This is a genomic window from Streptomyces sp. Ag109_G2-15, assembly GCF_900215565.1.
In the GTDB taxonomy this organism is placed as follows: domain Bacteria; phylum Actinomycetota; class Actinomycetes; order Streptomycetales; family Streptomycetaceae; genus Streptomyces; species Streptomyces diastatochromogenes.
In genome coordinates, this window is record NZ_OCNI01000001.1 from 797,309 (window position 1) to 816,396 (window position 19,088).

A 19,088-nucleotide genomic window follows, 5' to 3' on the forward strand; every position below is an offset into this window, starting at 1 on the left:
GGAGCTGACGCACGCTCATGGGCAACTCCGCTCCCGGCGGGCGTCAGTTCTGCGAAGGCACCGAGGCGGTGCCGCTGCCCGCGCCGGGCTCCAGGGCGTCGAGCGCGCGGCGCAACCCGGTGAGTTTGCGTTCCAGATGTGCGGCGGTGGCCACCGCGGCGGCGTCCGCGGACTCGTCGTCCAGCTGCTTGGACAGCGCCTCCGCCTGCTCCTCGACGGCCGCGAGCCGCGCGGACAGCTCGGCGAGCAGCCCGGCCGACTCCTTGCCGCCGACCGCACCCTTGCCGCCGCCCTCCAACTGGAGCCGCAGCAGCGCCGCCTGCTCCCGCAGCTGGCAGTTCTTCATGTACAGCTCGACGAAGACGGACACCTTCGCGCGCAGCACCCACGGGTCGAACGGCTTGGAGATGTAGTCGACCGCGCCCGCCGCATAGCCCCGGAAGGTGTGGTGGGGACCGTGGTTGATCGCGGTGAGGAAGATGATCGGGATGTCCCGGGTCCGCTCCCGCCGCTTGATGTGCGCGGCGGTCTCGAAACCGTCCATGCCCGGCATCTGGACATCCAGCAGAATGACCGCGAAATCGTCCGTGAGCAGTGCTTTGAGCGCTTCCTCCCCGCTCGATGCCCGCACCAGCGTCTGATCGAGCGCAGAGAGGATGGCCTCCAGCGCCAGCAGATTCTCCGGCCGGTCATCGACCAGGAGGATCTTGGCCTTCTGCACCATGGCCCGCCCTCCTCGCCCCGGCGGTACACCGGGCGCCGCCCCAGGGGACGACTCCGTTTCGCCGCCCGTCCTTGTGCCGGTCATCGTAGCCGCACCCCGCCTGTCGCCACACCCTGTCACCGCGATGTCACTGTGCACGCAACGGAAACGCGGCGAGAGACCGGAAAGTTCCCGGAATCCGGGATTCCCACACGTCCCCAGCCCCTTCCTCAGACAACTCCGAGTGCACACCCAGGGTTCCCGCAGCGTTCACATCCGCCCCGGTCATCCTGTCACTCCGCACGCATCCACTGCCGCATGACAGCCAGCAGATGATCGGGGTCGACCGGCTTCGTCACATAGTCGGAGGCACCCGACTCGATCGCCTTCTCCCGGTCGCCCTTCATCGCCTTCGCGGTCAGCGCGATGATCGGAAGTCCGGCGAACTGCGGCATCCTGCGGATCGCCGTGGTCGTGGCATACCCGTCCATCTCGGGCATCATGATGTCCATCAGCACCACCGCCACGTCGTCGTGCTGCTCCAGCACCTCGATGCCCTCGCGGCCGTTCTCGGCGTACAGCACCGACAGCCCGTGCTGTTCCAGGACGCTGGTGAGCGCGAACACGTTGCGGATGTCGTCGTCGACGATGAGCACCTTCTCGCCGCCGAACCGCACCGCACGGGCCGACTGCGGTGTGCTCTCCTGCTCGGCGACCGTCGCCCACTGCTCGGGCCGCAGCTCGGACGGCGGCAGGCTCCGGCGGCGGCGCCGGAAGAGCGCGGCGGCGCCGTTCTGCGTCTCCTGGTACGACTTCACCTCCGCCGGCGTCTCGATCTCCACGGCGGTCAGCTCCGAGGACAGCCGGGCCTCGGAGGCGACCAGCTCGCCGGCCTCCAGCGGGGTCACGGACTGCTGGTAGCCCTGCGGCGGGAGTTCACTCGGGTGCAGCGGCAGGTACAGCGTGAACGTCGAGCCACGGCCCGGTTCGCTCTGCGCGTGGATCTCACCGCCGAGCAGCTGCGCGATCTCCCTGGAGATGGACAGGCCGAGGCCGGTGCCGCCGTACTTGCGGCTGGTCGTGCCGTCCGCCTGCTTGAACGCCTCGAAGATCACCCGCATCTTGCTGGCCGCGATACCGATGCCGGTGTCGGTCACCGAGAACGCGATCAGCGGCGCGTCCGGATCGCTGAGCGAGCCGGCCTCCAGCAGCTGCTCCCGGATCGCCTGCGGCACACCCGCACCGGCGGGCCGGATCACCAGCTCCACCGACCCCGAGTCGGTGAACTTCACCGCGTTCGACAGCAGGTTCCGCAGCACCTGCAGCAGCCGCTGCTCGTCGGTGTGCAGGGTGGCGGGCAGCTCCGGCGAGACCCGTACGGACAGGTCCAGGCCCTTCTCCGCGGTCAACGGCCGGAAGGTGGCCTCCACATAGTCCACGAGCTGGACGAGCGCGATACGCGTCGGGGAGACGTCCATCTTGCCCGCCTCGACCTTCGACAGGTCGAGGATGTCGTTGATCAGCTGGAGCAGGTCGGAGCCCGCGCCGTGGATGGTCTCCGCGAACTCGACCTGCTTCGGGGTGAGGTTGGCGTCCGCGTTGTCGGCGAGCAGCTTGGCCAGGATCAGCAGTGAGTTGAGCGGCGTACGCAGCTCGTGCGACATGTTGGCGAGGAACTCGCTCTTGTAGCGCATCGACACCGCGAGTTGCTCGGCGCGCTCCTCCAGGACCTGCCGGGCCTCCTCGATCTCGGTGTTCTTCACCTCGATGTCCCGGTTCTGCCGGGCCAGCAGCTCGGCCTTCTCCTCCAGTTCGGCGTTGGAGGCCTGCAGCGCCTTCTGCCGGTTCTCCAACTCCGCCGACCGCTCACGGAGTTGCTCGGTCAGCTCCTGCGACTGCTTCAGCAACAGCTCGGTCTTGGTGTTGACCGAGATGGTGTTGACGCTGGTCGCGATCATCTCGGCGATCTGGTTGAGGAAGTCCTTCTGGATCTGCGTGAACGGCGTGAAGGACGCCAGCTCGATCACACCGAGCACCTTGCCCTCGAAGAGCACCGGCAGCACGATCACCTGCGCGGGCGGGGCTTCGCCGAGCCCGGAGGAGATCTTCAGATAGCCGCTCGGCGCGTTCTCGACCAGGATCGTGCGCTTCTCCTGGGCGGCCGTGCCGATCAGCGCCTCACCGGGCCGGAACGACGTCGGCATGGAGCCCATCGAGTAGCCGTACGAGCCGAGCATCCGCAGCTCGTAGCGGTCCTCGGCGTCGCCGCTGAGGTCCTGACCGTCCATCAGCGGCATCGTCAGGAAGAACGCGCCGTGCTGCGCGGAGACGACCGGGGTCAGCTCGCTCATGATGAGCGAGGCCACGTCCTCGAGGTCCCGGCGGCCCTGCATCAGCGCGGAGATGCGGGCGAGGTTGCCCTTGAGCCAGTCCTGCTCCTTGTTGGCGATCGTGGTGTCGCGCAGGTTGGCGATCATCTTGTTGATGTAGTCCTGGAGTTCCTGGATCTCGCCGGAGGCGTCGACGTCGATCTTCAGGTTCAGGTCGCCACGGGTCACCGCGGTCGCCACGCGCGCGATGGCGCGCACCTGCCGGGTCAGGTTCCCGGCCATCTCGTTCACCGACTCGGTGAGGTCCCGCCACGTTCCGTCGACGTCACGCACGCGTGCCTGACCGCCGAGCTGTCCCTCGGTGCCCACCTCACGGGCCACACGCGTGACCTCCTCGGCGAAGCTTGACAGCTGATCAACCATCGTGTTGATCGTCGTCTTCAACTCAAGGATCTCGCCGCGGGCGTCAATGTCGATCTTCTTCGTCAAGTCACCCTTGGCGATGGCCGTGGTGACCATGGCGATGTTGCGCACCTGACCGGTCAGGTTGGACGCCATCTGGTTCACGGACTCGGTGAGGTCCTTCCACGTACCGGCCACACCCGGTACGTGCGCCTGGCCGCCCAGGATGCCGTCCGTGCCCACCTCGCGGGCCACCTTGGTGACCTGGTCGGCGAACGAACTCAGCGTCTTCACCATGGTGTTGATGGTGTCGGCGAGCTGCGCGACCTCGCCGCTCGCCTCGATGGTCACCTGCCGCGTCAGGTCACCGTTGGCCACCGCCGACGCCACCTGGGAGATGTTCCGCACCTGCATGGTCAGGTTGTTGGCCATCAGGTTGACGTTGTTGCTCAGGTCCTTCCAGATGCCCGTGACACCCGGCACGTGCGCCTGGCCGCCCAGGATGCCTTCCGTGCCCACCTCACGGGCCACCCGGAGCACCTGCTCGGCGAAACTGGACAGCTGGTCAACCATGGTGTTGACCGTCGTGACGAGTTCAAGGATCTCGCCCTTCGCGTCAACAGTGATCTTCTTGGACAGGTCGCCCTTGGCGACCGCGGTCGTGACCTCGGCGATGTTGCGCACCTGGATGGTCAGGTTGTTCGCCATGAAGTTGACGGACTGCGTGAGGTCCTTCCAGGTGCCGGAGACGCCCTGGACCTCGGCCTGACCGCCGAGGATGCCCTCCGTGCCCACCTCACGGGCCACCCGCGTGACCTCCTGGGCGAACGACGACAGCTGGTCGACCATCGTGTTCAGGGTGTTCTTCAGCTCAAGAATCTCCCCGCGCGCGTCCACGGTGATCTTCTGGGAGAGGTCACCACGGGCCACGGCGGTGGCCACCTGGGCGATGTTGCGCACCTGGGCGGTGAGGTTGCCGGCCATGCCGTTCACTGAGTCGGTGAGGTCCCGCCACACACCGGCCACACCCGGCACCTGCGCCTGACCGCCGAGCCGGCCCTCGGTACCCACGTCCCGGGCGACCCGGGTCACCTGGTCGGCGAAGGCGGAGAGCTGGTCGACCATCGTGTTGATGGTGTTCTTCAGCTCGAGGATCTCCCCGCGCGCGTCGACGTCGATCTTCTGCGAGAGGTCACCGTTGGCCACCGCCGTCGTCACCTGGGCGATGTTGCGCACCTGCGAGGTGAGGTTGCCGGCCATGAAGTTGACGGAGTCCGTCAACTCCTTCCAGGTGCCCGAGACACCGTCCACCCGGGCCTGACCGCCCAGCCGGCCCTCCGTACCCACGTCCCGGGCCATGCGGGTCACCTGGTCGGCAAAGCTCGACAGCTGGTCCACCATCGTGTTCACGGTGTTCTTCAGCTGAAGCATCTCGCCGGAGACGTCGACGGTGACCTTCTGCGAGAGGTCACCGTTGGCCACCGCGGTCGTCACCTGGGCGATGTTGCGCACCTGACCGGTCAGGTTGCGGAACGCGGTGTTGACGGAGTCCGTCAGGTCCTTCCACGTACCGGCCGCACCCGACACCTGCGCCTGGCCGCCCAGTTCACCCTCGACGCCGATCTCCCGCGCGACCCGGGTCACCTCGGCACCGAACGCCGACAGCTGGTCCACCATGCCGTTGACGGTGTTCTTCAGCTCCAGCATCTCGCCGGCCACGTCCACGGTGACCTTCTGCGACAGGTCACCGCTGGCCACGGCGGTCGTCACCGCGGCGATGTCCCGCACCTGCGTGGTCAGGTTCCGGAACACCGTGTTGACGGAGTCCGTCAGGTCCTTCCAGGTACCGGCCGCGCCCGGCACGTTCGCCTGCCCGCCGAGCCGTCCCTCCCCACCGACCTCGTTGGCCACACGCGTGACCTCGTCCGCGAAGATCCGCAGCGTCTCCGTCATCTGGTTGATCGTCTCGGCGAGCTGCGCGACCTCGCCACGCGCCGGAACCGTCACCTTCTGCGACAGGTCACCGTTCGCGACCGCGGTCGTGACCTGTGAGATCCCCCGCACCTGCGCCGTCAGGTTGCCCGCCATCGTGTTGACGGAGTCGGTCAGCTCCTTCCACACGCCAGCCACCCCGGGCACCTGCGCCTGGCCGCCCAGGATGCCCTCGGTGCCCACCTCTCGGGCGACCCGGGTGACCTCGGAGGAGAAGGAGGACAGCTGCTCCACCATCGTGTTGACGGTGTTCTTCAGCTCCAGCATCTCGCCGGCGACATGAACCGTGACCTTGCGGGACAGATCACCCCGCGCCACCGCCGTCGTCACCAGGGCGATGTCCCGCACCTGGGCGGTCAACCGGTTCGCCATCGTGTTGACGGACTCGGTCAGGTCCTTCCACGAACCGGACATACCGCGCACTCGGGCCTGACCGCCGAGCTTGCCCTCGGTGCCGACCTCGCTGGCCACGCGCGTGACCTCGTCCGTGAACGTCGACAGCTGGTCGACCAGATTGTTGACGGTACGGCCGACCTTCAGGAACTCGCCCCGCAGCGGATGCCCGGTGCCGTCGGGCGCCTGGGTGCGCAGGTCCATCCGCGGCGAGAGATCACCCTCGGCGACCGCCGTCAGGACCCGGCTGACCTCCGAGACGGGCCAGACGAGATCGTCGACCAGCGCGTTGGAGTTGTCGATGGCGGCCGCCCACGAGCCCTCACAGGCGCCTGTCTCCAGCCGCTCCGTGAGCTTTCCCTCACGCCCGACCATGCGCCGCACCCGCGACAGCTCACCGGTCAGGTGCAGATTCCGGTCGGCCACCTCGTTGAAGACCGCAGCGATCTCCGACATCACGCCGTCGCCGGACACCGTGAGCCGCTTGCGGAAGTTGCCGTCGCGCATCGACACGAGGGCCGCCAGCAGCCGGTTCAGGGCAGCCGTATCCACGGCGGTGGTACCGCCGTTCCTGCCCAGGGACGGTCCGCCCTTCGCGCGCGTCTTCGTGCCCCGCGTCGCTGCGCCAGACTCCACTGTGTCCCTCCCGAAGGGGTAGACCATTACTGCCGTGCTCACCGCGTCGGCCCGGCATGCCGATCACCCGGCTTACCGGTTACTTCCGCGTATTCGTTACTGCTCGGTATTTCTGCCAGACCAGATCCGGCCACACCAGAGGCTGCTGCCCGCTGTACACGGAACACACGCAGCATGACCGGACCTTCATCAGAAGCTTGCCCAGTGTTTCACCCCGGCCGAACCAGGCCATAACAGTTCGGCAGCTTCGCACATCGTCCGCACACCCTGGGGGCGTAAACACCGGCGACCGGCATCCGCTCGGAGGGCGAAGGTAAGTAACCTTGCATGCGGCTGTCCAGCCGCACCGGTCCGACCGGCCTGGGCGGTGGCACGAGCACGAGCGGGCATCGGAGGGGCGGCCGCAGACCATGACCACCGGACTGATCCCCGGGGGACATTCCCCGGAGCCACGGCCGACGGGCAAGCGAATGCCGCAGCAGCGGCGCGAGCCGGCCGGCCATGCAGCCCTGTACGTCGACAACCGGCCGAGGAGTTCTGTGATCACCGCGCGCGCGGCCGCCAGTTTCGAGCCCGTCGGGCGATCGGTCGCGACCGCCCGGTCCTTCGTCCGAGACACGCTCCAGGGCTGGGGCTTCGCCGACATCGTCGACGACGCGGTGGTCCTCACCAGCGAGTTGGTGACCAACGCGGTGGTACACGCGGGCACCCACGCGGAAGTGCTGTGCCTGCGCACCGAGGACGGCGTGCGCATCGAGGTCTCGGACCGCTACCCGGAACGCGAAGTCCCCCTCCAGGCCTCACCGGCCTCCATGGGCAGCCCCGACCGCGAGGGCGGCCGCGGCCTGCAACTGTGCGCGGCCCTGGCCGCCCGCTGGGGCGTGGACTACACCCCCACCCACAAGAACGTCTGGTTCCATCTCGACCTGCCCGAGCGCCCGGTCGGCACCCGCGCCGCCGGCCCCTCCCTGCCCGCCGACCTCCTCCCGCTCGCCGACGGCCGGGTGCGCGTCGCGGTCCTCCAGATCGACCGGAAGGGCTCCATCAGCGCCTGGAACGAGGACGCGGAGGAACTGTTCGGCTACCCGTCCGCCGAGGTCATCGGCAAACCCCTCACCGACCTCGCCGCCTGGCCGCACACCCCGGGCACCGGCACCGGCATCGCCGAGGCCCTCCAGCTCTCGCGCTGGGAAGGCAGTTACGGCGTCCGCGGCGCCGACGGCCGGGTGGCCCCGGTCTACGCCTCCCACCTCAGGGTCCGCGACACCGGCGGCGAACCCTCCACCGTCTGCCTCCTGGTACGGGACCACGAACGCGCCGTCCTGCAGACACCCTTGCGCGTCCCCACCACCGACCAGACAGCCGGCTCCGACGGCCAGAGCACCGACCCCTTCGAGGTGTTCATCGGCTCTCCCGCCCCGGACGACCTCGACGGCCTGCTGCAGCGCACCGTTGAGCGGGCCCGCGACATGCTCGACGGCGACTCCGCGTTCCTGCTCCTCGCCACCGACGACGAGACCGAGCTGGAGGTCCGCGCCTCCACCGGCCTGCCCTCCGCCCGCCAGCGCTTCGCCCGCGTCCCGGTCGAGGCCGGCCCCGGCCGCTACGGCTCCGCGCGCATGCCCGCCGTCCACGACGACCTCAACGCCGTACCCGGCGCCGTACCGCTGCTGTCCGGCACCGGCATGCGCTCGGTCGTTACCGTCCCACTGAAGGTCGAGGGCCGCCTCACGGGCTCCCTCGGCGTGGCGGCCGAGGCGCCCGGCCGGTACTCCAACGAGGAGGCGCTGCGCCTGCAGTTCGCCGCCGACCGGATCGCCCTGGCCGTGGAGTCGGCCCGCCTCGGCGAGCTGGAGCGGCTGCGCCGCGGCTCCCTGAGCTTCCTGGTCGAGGCCTCCGACCTGCTGGCCGGCACCCTGGACCGCGACCAGACCCTGGCGCTGATGGCCCAGATGACGGTCCCGACCCTGGCCACCTGGTGCGCCGTCTACACGATCGCCGACCAGGCCTCCGAGCCGTACCTCTCGTACGTCCTGCACGAGGACGAGGAACTCATCGACGGCATCAAGTCGTTGCTGTCGAAGATGCCCCCGCCCGACCCGGTACCGACGCCCGGCGCCCGTGTCTGGACCGCCCCCGGTGAGGTGGCCCACCAGGCGGCCCTGCGCTCCTCGATGCGCAGCCTCGGCCTGGCCGGCGGCCCCACCCGCCAGGTCGCCTCGGGCATCGGCCCCACGCTCGCGACGGCCTCCGCCGTCGGCGGCGAGACGGTCGTCCTGCCGCTCGTCGCCCGCAACCGCGTCATCGGCATGCTGACCCTCGGCAAGCCCACGGACGAGCACTTCCGGCAGGAGATCCTCGAACTGGCCGAGGACCTGAGCCGCCGGGCCGCACTCGCCCTGGACAACGCCCGCCTGTACTCGGAGCGCACGGCCATCAGCCAGGCCCTCCAGCGCAGCCTGCTGCCGCCCGGCACGCCCCACATCGACGGTGTCGAGGTCGAGGTCATCTACCGCGCGGCCGGCGAGGGGAACGAGGTCGGCGGCGACTTCTACGACCTCTTCCCGATCGGCAACGGCGCCTACGGCTTCGCCATCGGCGACGTCTGCGGTACGGGCCCGAACGCGGCGGCGGTCACAGGCCTGGCCAGGCACGCGCTGCGCCTGCTGGCCCGCGAGGGCCTGTCCGGCCCGGCGGTCCTGGAACGCCTGAACTCCGCGATCCTCGACGAGGGCGACCGCAGCCGCTTCCTGACGCTGCTCTACGGCGAGTTGCGGCCGCAGGAGGACGGCAGCGCCGAACTGAAGGTGGTCTGCGCCGGCCACCCGCTCCCGCTGCGACTGCGCCAGGACGGCACGGTGGCGGCCGCGGCCGAACCCCAGCCGCTGCTCGGCGTCATCGAGGACCTGGAGCTGTACGAGGAGACGATCACCCTCGACCCCGGTGACGTCCTCCTCTGCGTCACGGACGGCGTCACCGAACGCCGCGAAGGTACGCGCATGCTGGGCGACGACGGCCTCGCCGACGTCCTCACCACCTGCACGGGCCTCACGGCTGGCGCGGTCGCGGCACGCATCATGCGCGCCGTGGAACGCTTCGCGTCCGACGCCCCGTCCGACGACATGGCGATTCTGGCGATGCGGGTCCCGGGGCTTCACATGGACTGAGGCCCCCGGGCCCGCCCGGGCCTCCGGACATACGAAGAAGGCCCCGCCCGATAGGGCGAGGCCTTCTTTGCTGAGCCCCCAAACGGAATCGAACCGTTGACCTTCTCCTTACCATGGAGACGCTCTGCCGACTGAGCTATAGGGGCCTTGTCGCTTTTGAGGTTTCCCTCGCGGCGACAAGAAAAGACTACCCCGAACAGGCCGGAGTTCCCAAATTCGTTCGGTGCCCGTTCAGAAGGCGGGCTGGAGCAGTCCGCCAAGGGCGTTGCAGGCAGAGACGATCCGCTGCATCTCACGCTTCGTCAGCGAGGCGTCCACGGGCAACGCCAGCGTCTCGTCCGCGGCCCGCTCGGTCTCCGGCAGCGCCACACAGCGCCGGAACTCGGGCAGCCGGTGCACGGGCGTCTTCACGGGAACACGGCATTCAACTCCCCTGGCCCTCAGGGCCCGGGCGAAGGCATCGCGGTCCGGCCGGCCATTGCCCGGCACCCGCACCACGTACTGCTGGAAGGTGTGCCCGTCGCCCCCGTCCGGGGTGCTCACGCCCTTCAACTTGGCGTCCAGATAGGCGGCCCGCTCCCTGCGCTGCGCTATCTCGTCGTACGGCGCCTCGGACTCGCCCTGCTCCAGCACGAGCAGCCCGTGCCGCTGTCCGACCTCGTGCAACCGTGTGATGTCGGCGTGCCGACCGAAGCGGTGCACGACAACGACCGCAGCCGTGTGGGGAGTTACGGCCGCTTCCACAGCGGACGGGTCAAGGCAGTAGGTCACCGGATCTATGTCGGCGAACACCGGGAGCGCACCCGCCAGAGCCACGGCCTCGGCGACCTCGACGTTCCCGAAGGCCGGTACGACGACCTCGTCACCGACTCCGACGCCGGCGGCCCTGAGCATTGCAGCAGTACCCATGTACTGGATGCTCGGCGCGCAACGTGAACGACACGTTAAGCACAACGTAAAAAGGCCGGACCCCGAACCGAAGTTCAGGATCCGACCTTTTCAAAATTTGTTCGGCGGCGTCCTACTCTCCCACAGGGTCCCCCCTGCAGTACCATCGGCGCTGTGAGGCTTAGCTTCCGGGTTCGGAATGTAACCGGGCGTTTCCCTCACGCTATGACCACCGAAACACTATGAAACTGACAACCAGACCATGCGTGGCCACATGGGGCTGTTCGTGGTTTCAGAACCAACACAGTGGACGCGAGCAACTGAGGACAAGCCCTCGGCCTATTAGTACCAGTCAACTCCACCCGTTACCGGGCTTCCATATCTGGCCTATCAACCCAGTCGTCTACTGGGAGCCTTACCCCATCAAGTGGGTGGGAGTCCTCATCTCGAAGCAGGCTTCCCGCTTAGATGCTTTCAGCGGTTATCCCTCCCGAACGTAGCCAACCAGCCATGCCCTTGGCAGAACAACTGGCACACCAGAGGTTCGTCCGTCCCGGTCCTCTCGTACTAGGGACAGCCCTTCTCAAGACTCCTACGCGCACAGCGGATAGGGACCGAACTGTCTCACGACGTTCTAAACCCAGCTCGCGTACCGCTTTAATGGGCGAACAGCCCAACCCTTGGGACCGACTCCAGCCCCAGGATGCGACGAGCCGACATCGAGGTGCCAAACCATCCCGTCGATATGGACTCTTGGGGAAGATCAGCCTGTTATCCCCGGGGTACCTTTTATCCGTTGAGCGACGGCGCTTCCACAAGCCACCGCCGGATCACTAGTCCCGACTTTCGTCCCTGCTCGACCCGTCGGTCTCACAGTCAAGCTCCCTTGTGCACTTACACTCAACACCTGATTGCCAACCAGGCTGAGGGAACCTTTGGGCGCCTCCGTTACTCTTTAGGAGGCAACCGCCCCAGTTAAACTACCCATCAGACACTGTCCCTGATCCGGATCACGGACCCAGGTTAGACATCCAGCACGACCAGACTGGTATTTCAACGACGACTCCCACCATACTGGCGTATGGCTTTCACAGTCTCCCAGCTATCCTACACAAGCCGAACCGAACACCAATATCAAACTGTAGTAAAGGTCCCGGGGTCTTTCCGTCCTGCTGCGCGAAACGAGCATCTTTACTCGTAGTGCAATTTCACCGGGCCTATGGTTGAGACAGTCGAGAAGTCGTTACGCCATTCGTGCAGGTCGGAACTTACCCGACAAGGAATTTCGCTACCTTAGGATGGTTATAGTTACCACCGCCGTTTACTGGCGCTTAAGTTCTCAGCTTCGCCCCACCGAAATGGAGCTAACCGGTCCCCTTAACGTTCCAGCACCGGGCAGGCGTCAGTCCGTATACATCGCCTTACGGCTTCGCACGGACCTGTGTTTTTAGTAAACAGTCGCTTCTCGCTGGTCTCTGCGGCCACCCCCAGCTCGAACAGCAAGTGTTCTCACCAGGAATGGCCCCCCTTCTCCCGAAGTTACGGGGGCATTTTGCCGAGTTCCTTAACCATAGTTCACCCGAACGCCTCGGTATTCTCTACCTGACCACCTGAGTCGGTTTAGGGTACGGGCCGCCATGAAACTCGCTAGAGGCTTTTCTCGACAGCATAGGATCATCCACTTCGCCACAATCGGCTCGGCATCAGGTCTCAGACTCATGCAAGGCGGATTTGCCTACCTCACGTCCTACACCCTTACCCCGGGACAACCACCGCCCGGGATGGACTACCTTCCTGCGTCACCCCATCACTCACCTACTACCATCTTGGGTCAGCGGCTCCACCACTTTCCTTTCCCCGAAGGGTCCGGAACGGCTTCACGGCCTTAGCATCAATAGGTTCGATGTTTGACGCTTCACAGCGGGTACCGGAATATCAACCGGTTATCCATCGACTACGCCTGTCGGCCTCGCCTTAGGTCCCGACTTACCCTGGGCAGATCAGCTTGACCCAGGAACCCTTAGTCAATCGGCGCAAACGTTTCTCACGTTTGTATCGCTACTCATGCCTGCATTCTCACTCGTCAACCGTCCACAACTACCTTCCGGTGCTGCTTCACCCGGCAGACGACGCTCCCCTACCCATCACAGCACCCGTTGGGGCTATATGCTGCAATGACACGACTTCGGCGGTACGCTTGAGCCCCGCTACATTGTCGGCGCGGAATCACTAGACCAGTGAGCTATTACGCACTCTTTCAAGGGTGGCTGCTTCTAAGCCAACCTCCTGGTTGTCTGTGCGACTCCACATCCTTTCCCACTTAGCGTACGCTTAGGGGCCTTAGTCGATGCTCTGGGCTGTTTCCCTCTCGACCATGGAGCTTATCCCCCACAGTCTCACTGCCGCGCTCTCACTTACCGGCATTCGGAGTTTGGCTAAGGTCAGTAACCCGGTAGGGCCCATCGCCTATCCAGTGCTCTACCTCCGGCAAGAAACACACGACGCTGCACCTAAATGCATTTCGGGGAGAACCAGCTATCACGGAGTTTGATTGGCCTTTCACCCCTAACCACAGGTCATCCCCCAGGTTTTCAACCCTGGTGGGTTCGGTCCTCCACGAAGTCTTACCTCCGCTTCAACCTGCCCATGGCTAGATCACTCCGCTTCGGGTCTTGAGCGTGCTACTGAAGCGCCCTGTTCGGACTCGCTTTCGCTACGGCTTCCCCACCCGGGTTAACCTCGCAACACACCGCAAACTCGCAGGCTCATTCTTCAAAAGGCACGCAGTCACGAGAAGCACCGAAGTGCTTCCGACGCTCCCACGGCTTGTAGGCACACGGTTTCAGGTACTATTTCACTCCGCTCCCGCGGTACTTTTCACCATTCCCTCACGGTACTATCCGCTATCGGTCACCAGGGAATATTTAGGCTTAGCGGGTGGTCCCGCCAGATTCACACGGGATTTCTCGGGCCCCGTGCTACTTGGGTGTCTCTCAAACGAGCCGCTGACGTTTCGACTACGGGGGTCTTACCCTCTACGCCGGACCTTTCGCATGTCCTTCGCCTACATCAACGGTTTCTGACTCGTCCTGTCGCCGGCAGACGACAGAAGAGAGATCCCACAACCCCGCATGCGCAACCCCTGCCGGGTCTCACACGCATACGGTTTGGCCTCATCCGGTTTCGCTCGCCACTACTCCCGGAATCACGGTTGTTTTCTCTTCCTGAGGGTACTGAGATGTTTCACTTCCCCTCGTTCCCTCCACACTGCCTATGTGTTCAGCAGTGGGTGACAGCCCATGACGACTGCCGGGTTTCCCCATTCGGAAACCCCCGGATCAAAGCCTGGTTGACGACTCCCCGGGGACTATCGCGGCCTCCCACGTCCTTCATCGGTTCCTGGTGCCAAGGCATCCACCGTGCGCCCTTAAAAACTTGGCCACAGATGCTCGCGTCCACTGTGCAGTTCTCAAACAACGACCAGCCACCCATCACCCCGAACCACAAGATTCGAGTGCACTGGGGCCGGCGACTGAGGAAATCCATTCCCTCAGACACCCAACAGCGTGCCCGACACGATCAGCCGACCAGATCAGCGTTCCACGCCCCGAAGAGCAGTACTAGCGCCTGGTCCATCCTGGACCGTGCCGAATAATCAACGTTCCACCCATGAGCAACCAGCATCAGACATTCGCCGATGTACTGGCCTCTGGACCGCTAGGCGGCCTAGAAGTGCTCCTTAGAAAGGAGGTGATCCAGCCGCACCTTCCGGTACGGCTACCTTGTTACGACTTCGTCCCAATCGCTAGTCCCACCTTCGACAGCTCCCTCCCACAAGGGGTTGGGCCACCGGCTTCGGGTGTTACCAACTTTCGTGACGTGACGGGCGGTGTGTACAAGGCCCGGGAACGTATTCACCGCAGCAATGCTGATCTGCGATTACTAGCGACTCCGACTTCATGGGGTCGAGTTGCAGACCCCAATCCGAACTGAGACCGGCTTTTTGAGATTCGCTCCACCTCACGGTATCGCAGCTCTTTGTACCGGCCATTGTAGCACGTGTGCAGCCCAAGACATAAGGGGCATGATGACTTGACGTCGTCCCCACCTTCCTCCGAGTTGACCCCGGCGGTCTCCTGTGAGTCCCCATCACCCCGAAGGGCATGCTGGCAACACAGAACAAGGGTTGCGCTCGTTGCGGGACTTAACCCAACATCTCACGACACGAGCTGACGACAGCCATGCACCACCTGTACACCGACCACAAGGGGGGCACTATCTCTAATGCTTTCCGGTGTATGTCAAGCCTTGGTAAGGTTCTTCGCGTTGCGTCGAATTAAGCCACATGCTCCGCCGCTTGTGCGGGCCCCCGTCAATTCCTTTGAGTTTTAGCCTTGCGGCCGTACTCCCCAGGCGGGGAACTTAATGCGTTAGCTGCGGCACCGACGACGTGGAATGTCGCCAACACCTAGTTCCCACCGTTTACGGCGTGGACTACCAGGGTATCTAATCCTGTTCGCTCCCCACGCTTTCGCTCCTCAGCGTCAGTAATGGCCCAGAGATCCGCCTTCGCCACCGGTGTTCCTCCTGATATCTGCGCATTTCACCGCTACACCAGGAATTCCGATCTCCCCTACCACACTCTAGCTAGCCCGTATCGACTGCAGACCCGAGGTTAAGCCTCGGGCTTTCACAATCGACGTGACAAGCCGCCTACGAGCTCTTTACGCCCAATAATTCCGGACAACGCTTGCGCCCTACGTATTACCGCGGCTGCTGGCACGTAGTTAGCCGGCGCTTCTTCTGCAGGTACCGTCACTTTCGCTTCTTCCCTGCTGAAAGAGGTTTACAACCCGAAGGCCGTCATCCCTCACGCGGCGTCGCTGCATCAGGCTTTCGCCCATTGTGCAATATTCCCCACTGCTGCCTCCCGTAGGAGTCTGGGCCGTGTCTCAGTCCCAGTGTGGCCGGTCGCCCTCTCAGGCCGGCTACCCGTCGTCGCCTTGGTGAGCCATTACCTCACCAACAAGCTGATAGGCCGCGGGCTCATCCTTCACCGCCGGAGCTTTCCAACCCCCAAGATGCCTTGGAGGCTCGTATCCGGTATTAGACCCCGTTTCCAGGGCTTGTCCCAGAGTGAAGGGCAGATTGCCCACGTGTTACTCACCCGTTCGCCACTAATCCACCCCGAAGGGCTTCATCGTTCGACTTGCATGTGTTAAGCACGCCGCCAGCGTTCGTCCTGAGCCAGGATCAAACTCTCCGTGAATGTTTACCGGTAATCCGGTGCACACATCACGAGAGCGGTCCAAGAGGAGGAATGATCCTCTCGGACACAGCGTCCTCGCTGTGTTATTTCAAAGGAACCTCGTCCCAGCCGTGATGGCCGGAGACGGGGTATCAACATATCTGGCGTTGATTTTTGGCACGCTGTTGAGTTCTCAAGGAACGGTCGCTTCCTTTGTACTCACCCTCTCGGGCTTTCCTCCGGGCGCTTCCCTTCGGTCTTGCGTTTCCGACTCTATCAGATCTTTTCTCGATCCGATTTCCTCGGTGCTTTCCAGGTTTCCGCTCTCGCGGTTTCCTTTCCGGCGGTTCCGACTTTATCAGAAGTTCTGAGCCGGATTTCCCACCCGCTCCGGGGCGCCGTCGTCCTACGTATGAGGCACTCGGGTTCCCGGTTGGGCGGAGCCGTAAACGTACTGGAGCGGGGCGCCCCGATGCAAATCGAGGCGCCCCGCTCCAAGTTCACGCGGACGGGGTGTCAGACCTCCACCACGACCGGCAGGATCATCGGCCTGCGGCGATACGAGTCGGAGACCCACTTGCCGAGGGTGCGCCGAATGAGTTGCTGCAGCTGGTGGGGCTCCACCACGCCGTCCTGGGCCGAGCGCTCCAGGATCTCCGTGATCCTCGGGATGACGTCGGCGAAGGCCGCGTCCTCGATGCCGGAACCGCGGGCCTGGACGTGCGGGCCACCCGTGATCTTGCCGGTGGAGGAGTCCACCACCACGAAGACCGAGATGATGCCCTCGTCGCCGAGGATCTTGCGGTCCTTCAGGGCCGGCTCGCCGACATCGCCGACGGAGAGGCCGTCGACGTAGACGTAACCCGCCTGGACCTTGCCCGAGATCTTCGCCTTGCCCTCGATCAGGTCCACCACCACGCCGTCCTCGGCGATGACGATCCGGTCGTGCGGAACACCCGTCATCGCGCCCAGCTCGGCGTTGGCGCGCAGATGGCGCCATTCGCCGTGGACCGGCATCAGGTTCCTCGGGCGGCAGATGTTGTAGAAGTACAGCAGCTCGCCCGCGGAGGCGTGGCCGGAAACATGCACCTTGGCGTTGCCCTTGTGGACGACGTTGGCACCCCAGCGGGTCAGGCCGTTGATGACGCGGTAGACCGCGTTCTCGTTTCCGGGGATGAGGGACGAGGCCAGGATGACCGTGTCGCCGTCGACGATGCGGATCTGGTGGTCCCGGTTGGCCATGCGGGACAGGGCCGCCATCGGCTCGCCCTGGGAGCCCGTGCAGACCAGGACCACCTCGTGGTCCGGCAGGTCGTCCAGCGTCTTGACGTCGACGACCAGGCCCGGCGGGACCTTCAGGTAGCCGAGGTCGCGGGCGATGCCCATGTTGCGGACCATGGAGCGGCCGACGAAGGCGACCCGGCGGCCGTACTCGTGCGCCGCGTCCAGGATCTGCTGGATGCGGTGGACGTGGCTGGCGAAGCTCGCCACGATGATCCGCTTGCGGGCGCCGGCGAAGACCTGGCGCAGGACGTTGGAGATGTCCCGCTCGTGCGGGGTGAAGCCCGGGACCTCGGCGTTCGTGGAGTCGGTGAGCAGGAGGTCGATGCCCTCCTCGCTCAGCCGGGCGAACGCGTGCAGGTCGGTGAGGCGGTTGTCCAGCGGCAGCTGGTCCATCTTGAAGTCGCCGGTGTGCACCACCATGCCGGCGGGGGTGCGGATGGCGACCGCCAGGGCGTCCGGGATGGAGTGGTTGACCGCGACGAACTCGCAGTCGAAGGGGCCGATGCGCTCGCGGTTCCCCTCCGCCACCTCCAGGGTGTACGGCCGGATCCGGTGCTCCTGGAGCTTGGCCTCGATGAGGGCGAGGGTCAGCTTGGAGCCGATCAGCGGGATGTCCGGCTTCTCGCGGAGCAGGAAGGGGACGCCGCCGATGTGGTCCTCGTGCCCGTGCGTGAGGACGATGCCCTCGATGTCGTCGAGGCGGTCCCGGATGGACGAGAAGTCCGGCAGGATCAGGTCGATTCCGGGCTGCTCCTCCTCGGGGAAGAGCACTCCGCAGTCGACGATCAGCAGACGGCCGCCGTACTCGAAGACCGTCATGTTTCGGCCGATCTCACCGAGGCCGCCGAGCGGGGTGACCCGGAGGCCGCCCTCGGGGAGCGGCGGGGGCGGGCCGAGTTCAGGATGCGGATGACTCAAAAGACTCTCCTCACCACACGCGCCACGTACCGGTCGGGCACGTGGCGCGCATGACGTTCGTGCAGAAGCAGTTGTCGTTGTGGGGTGCGGGCACCGGTGGCCCGCTTATGCGGTTGTCTCTTCAGTTGTGAAGCTCGGGTGGTGCCAAGTCTGTTGTCAGAGCTGTACCCCGCCGGCGGCAAGATCGATCTTGAGCTGGGCGATCTCCTCGGGCGAACACTCGACCATGGGGGCGCGCAGGGGCCCGGCGGGGAGGCCCTGGAGGGCGAGCGCCGCCTTGGTGGTCATCACGCCCTGGGTGCGGAACATGCCGGTGTAGACCGGGAGCAGCTTCTGGTGGATCTCGGTGGCCTTGACGACGTCGCCCGAGGTGTACGCCTCGACGAGGGCCCGCAGGTCGGGGGTGACGACGTGGCCGACGACCGAGACGAAGCCGACCGCGCCCACGGAGAGCAGCGGCAGGTTCAGCATGTCGTCGCCGGAGTACCAGGCGAGGCCGGACTGGGCGATGGCCCAGCTGGCGCGGCCGAGGTCGCCCTTGGCGTCCTTGTTGGCGACGATGCGGGGGTGCTCGGCGAGGCGGACGAGCGTCTCGGTGTTGATCGGGACGCCGCTGCGGCCGGGGATGTCGTAGAGCATGACCGGAAGGCCGGCGGCGTCCGCGACGGCCGTGAAGTGCCGGTACAGGCCCTCCTGCGGGGGCTTGTTGTAGTACGGCGTGACGACCAGCAGGCCGTGCGCGCCGACGCGCTCCGCTTCGCGGGCCAGCTCGATGCTGTGGTGGGTGTCGTTGGTGCCGACACCGGCCACGATGTGGGCGCGGTCTCCGACCGCCTCCAGTACGGCTCGTACGAGGTCCGATTTCTCCGCGTCGGTGGTGGTCGGGGACTCGCCGGTGGTGCCGTTGATGATCAGGCCGTCGTTGCCTGCGTCCACCAGGTGGGTGGCGAGCCGCTGCGCGCCGTCGAGGTCGAGTGCGCCGTCCGCCGTGAAGGGCGTGACCATGGCGGTGAGGACCCTCCCGAAGGGGGTCTGCGGAGTCGAGGTCGGAGCCATGGGTAACACGCTACTCGGTGCTCCATGCGGGGTCTGCCCGTGGGGTGCCGGGAAAGTCAGGACAAATGCGG

The 19,088-nt window shown here is 65.5% G+C and carries 6 protein-coding genes, 1 tRNA gene and 3 rRNA genes; 1 reads left to right on the forward strand and 9 read right to left on the reverse strand.

Annotation, left to right across the window (positions count from 1 at the left end; genetic code table 11):
• Nucleotides 1-43: 43 nt before the first annotated feature.
• Both CRP49_RS03230 and CRP49_RS03235 read right to left on the reverse strand, forming a co-directional pair.
• Nucleotides 44-724, reverse strand: a complete 681-nt coding sequence (locus CRP49_RS03230; protein ID WP_094216510.1) for a two-component system response regulator — start codon at nt 722-724, stop codon at nt 44-46.
• A 272-nt stretch (nt 725-996) separates the two neighbouring features.
• Nucleotides 997-6,456, reverse strand: a complete 5,460-nt coding sequence (locus CRP49_RS03235; RefSeq protein ID WP_097252072.1) for a HAMP domain-containing protein — start codon at nt 6,454-6,456, stop codon at nt 997-999.
• A gap of 410 nt (nt 6,457-6,866) precedes the next feature.
• On the opposite strand from CRP49_RS03235, the gene CRP49_RS03245 reads away from it, so the two are divergent.
• Complete coding sequence (locus tag CRP49_RS03245) at nt 6,867-9,623, forward strand: SpoIIE family protein phosphatase (protein WP_097252073.1); 2,757 nt, start codon at nt 6,867-6,869, stop codon at nt 9,621-9,623.
• Nucleotides 9,624-9,696: 73 nt separating this feature from the next.
• On the opposite strand, the gene CRP49_RS03250 is transcribed toward CRP49_RS03245, so the two are convergent.
• The 7 genes from CRP49_RS03250 to dapA form a co-directional block, all read right to left on the reverse strand.
• Nucleotides 9,697-9,769: transfer RNA gene (locus CRP49_RS03250), tRNA-Thr, on the reverse strand.
• A gap of 85 nt (nt 9,770-9,854) precedes the next feature.
• Nucleotides 9,855-10,517, reverse strand: a complete 663-nt coding sequence (locus tag CRP49_RS03255) for a DegT/DnrJ/EryC1/StrS family aminotransferase (protein WP_094216513.1) — start codon at nt 10,515-10,517, stop codon at nt 9,855-9,857.
• A gap of 114 nt (nt 10,518-10,631) precedes the next feature.
• Nucleotides 10,632-10,748, reverse strand: a 5S ribosomal RNA gene (rrf, locus tag CRP49_RS03260).
• A gap of 85 nt (nt 10,749-10,833) precedes the next feature.
• Nucleotides 10,834-13,952 (reverse strand): 23S ribosomal RNA (locus CRP49_RS03265).
• Nucleotides 13,953-14,254: 302 nt separating this feature from the next.
• Nucleotides 14,255-15,780, reverse strand: a 16S ribosomal RNA gene (locus CRP49_RS03270).
• Together the 16S, 23S and 5S rRNA genes form the textbook arrangement of a ribosomal RNA operon.
• Before the next feature lie 495 nt (nt 15,781-16,275).
• Entirely contained in the window at nt 16,276-17,961 is a 1,686-nt protein-coding gene (locus CRP49_RS03280; RefSeq protein WP_097252074.1) for a ribonuclease J, read from the reverse strand.
• A 156-nt stretch (nt 17,962-18,117) separates the two neighbouring features.
• Nucleotides 18,118-19,017, reverse strand: a complete 900-nt coding sequence (gene dapA / locus CRP49_RS03285; protein WP_094221029.1) for a 4-hydroxy-tetrahydrodipicolinate synthase — start codon at nt 19,015-19,017, stop codon at nt 18,118-18,120.
• Nucleotides 19,018-19,088: the final 71 nt, after the last annotated feature.

Coding starts and splice junctions, on each gene's coding strand:
- CRP49_RS03230 (WP_094216510.1), bottom strand. CDS start 724: ATGGTGCAGAAGGCCAAGATCCTCCTGGTCGATGACCGGCCGGAGAAT.
- CRP49_RS03245 (WP_097252073.1), top strand. CDS start 6,867: ATGACCACCGGACTGATCCCCGGGGGACATTCCCCGGAGCCACGGCCG.
- CRP49_RS03255 (WP_094216513.1), bottom strand. CDS start 10,517: ATGCTCAGGGCCGCCGGCGTCGGAGTCGGTGACGAGGTCGTCGTACCG.
- dapA (WP_094221029.1), bottom strand. CDS start 19,017: ATGGCTCCGACCTCGACTCCGCAGACCCCCTTCGGGAGGGTCCTCACC.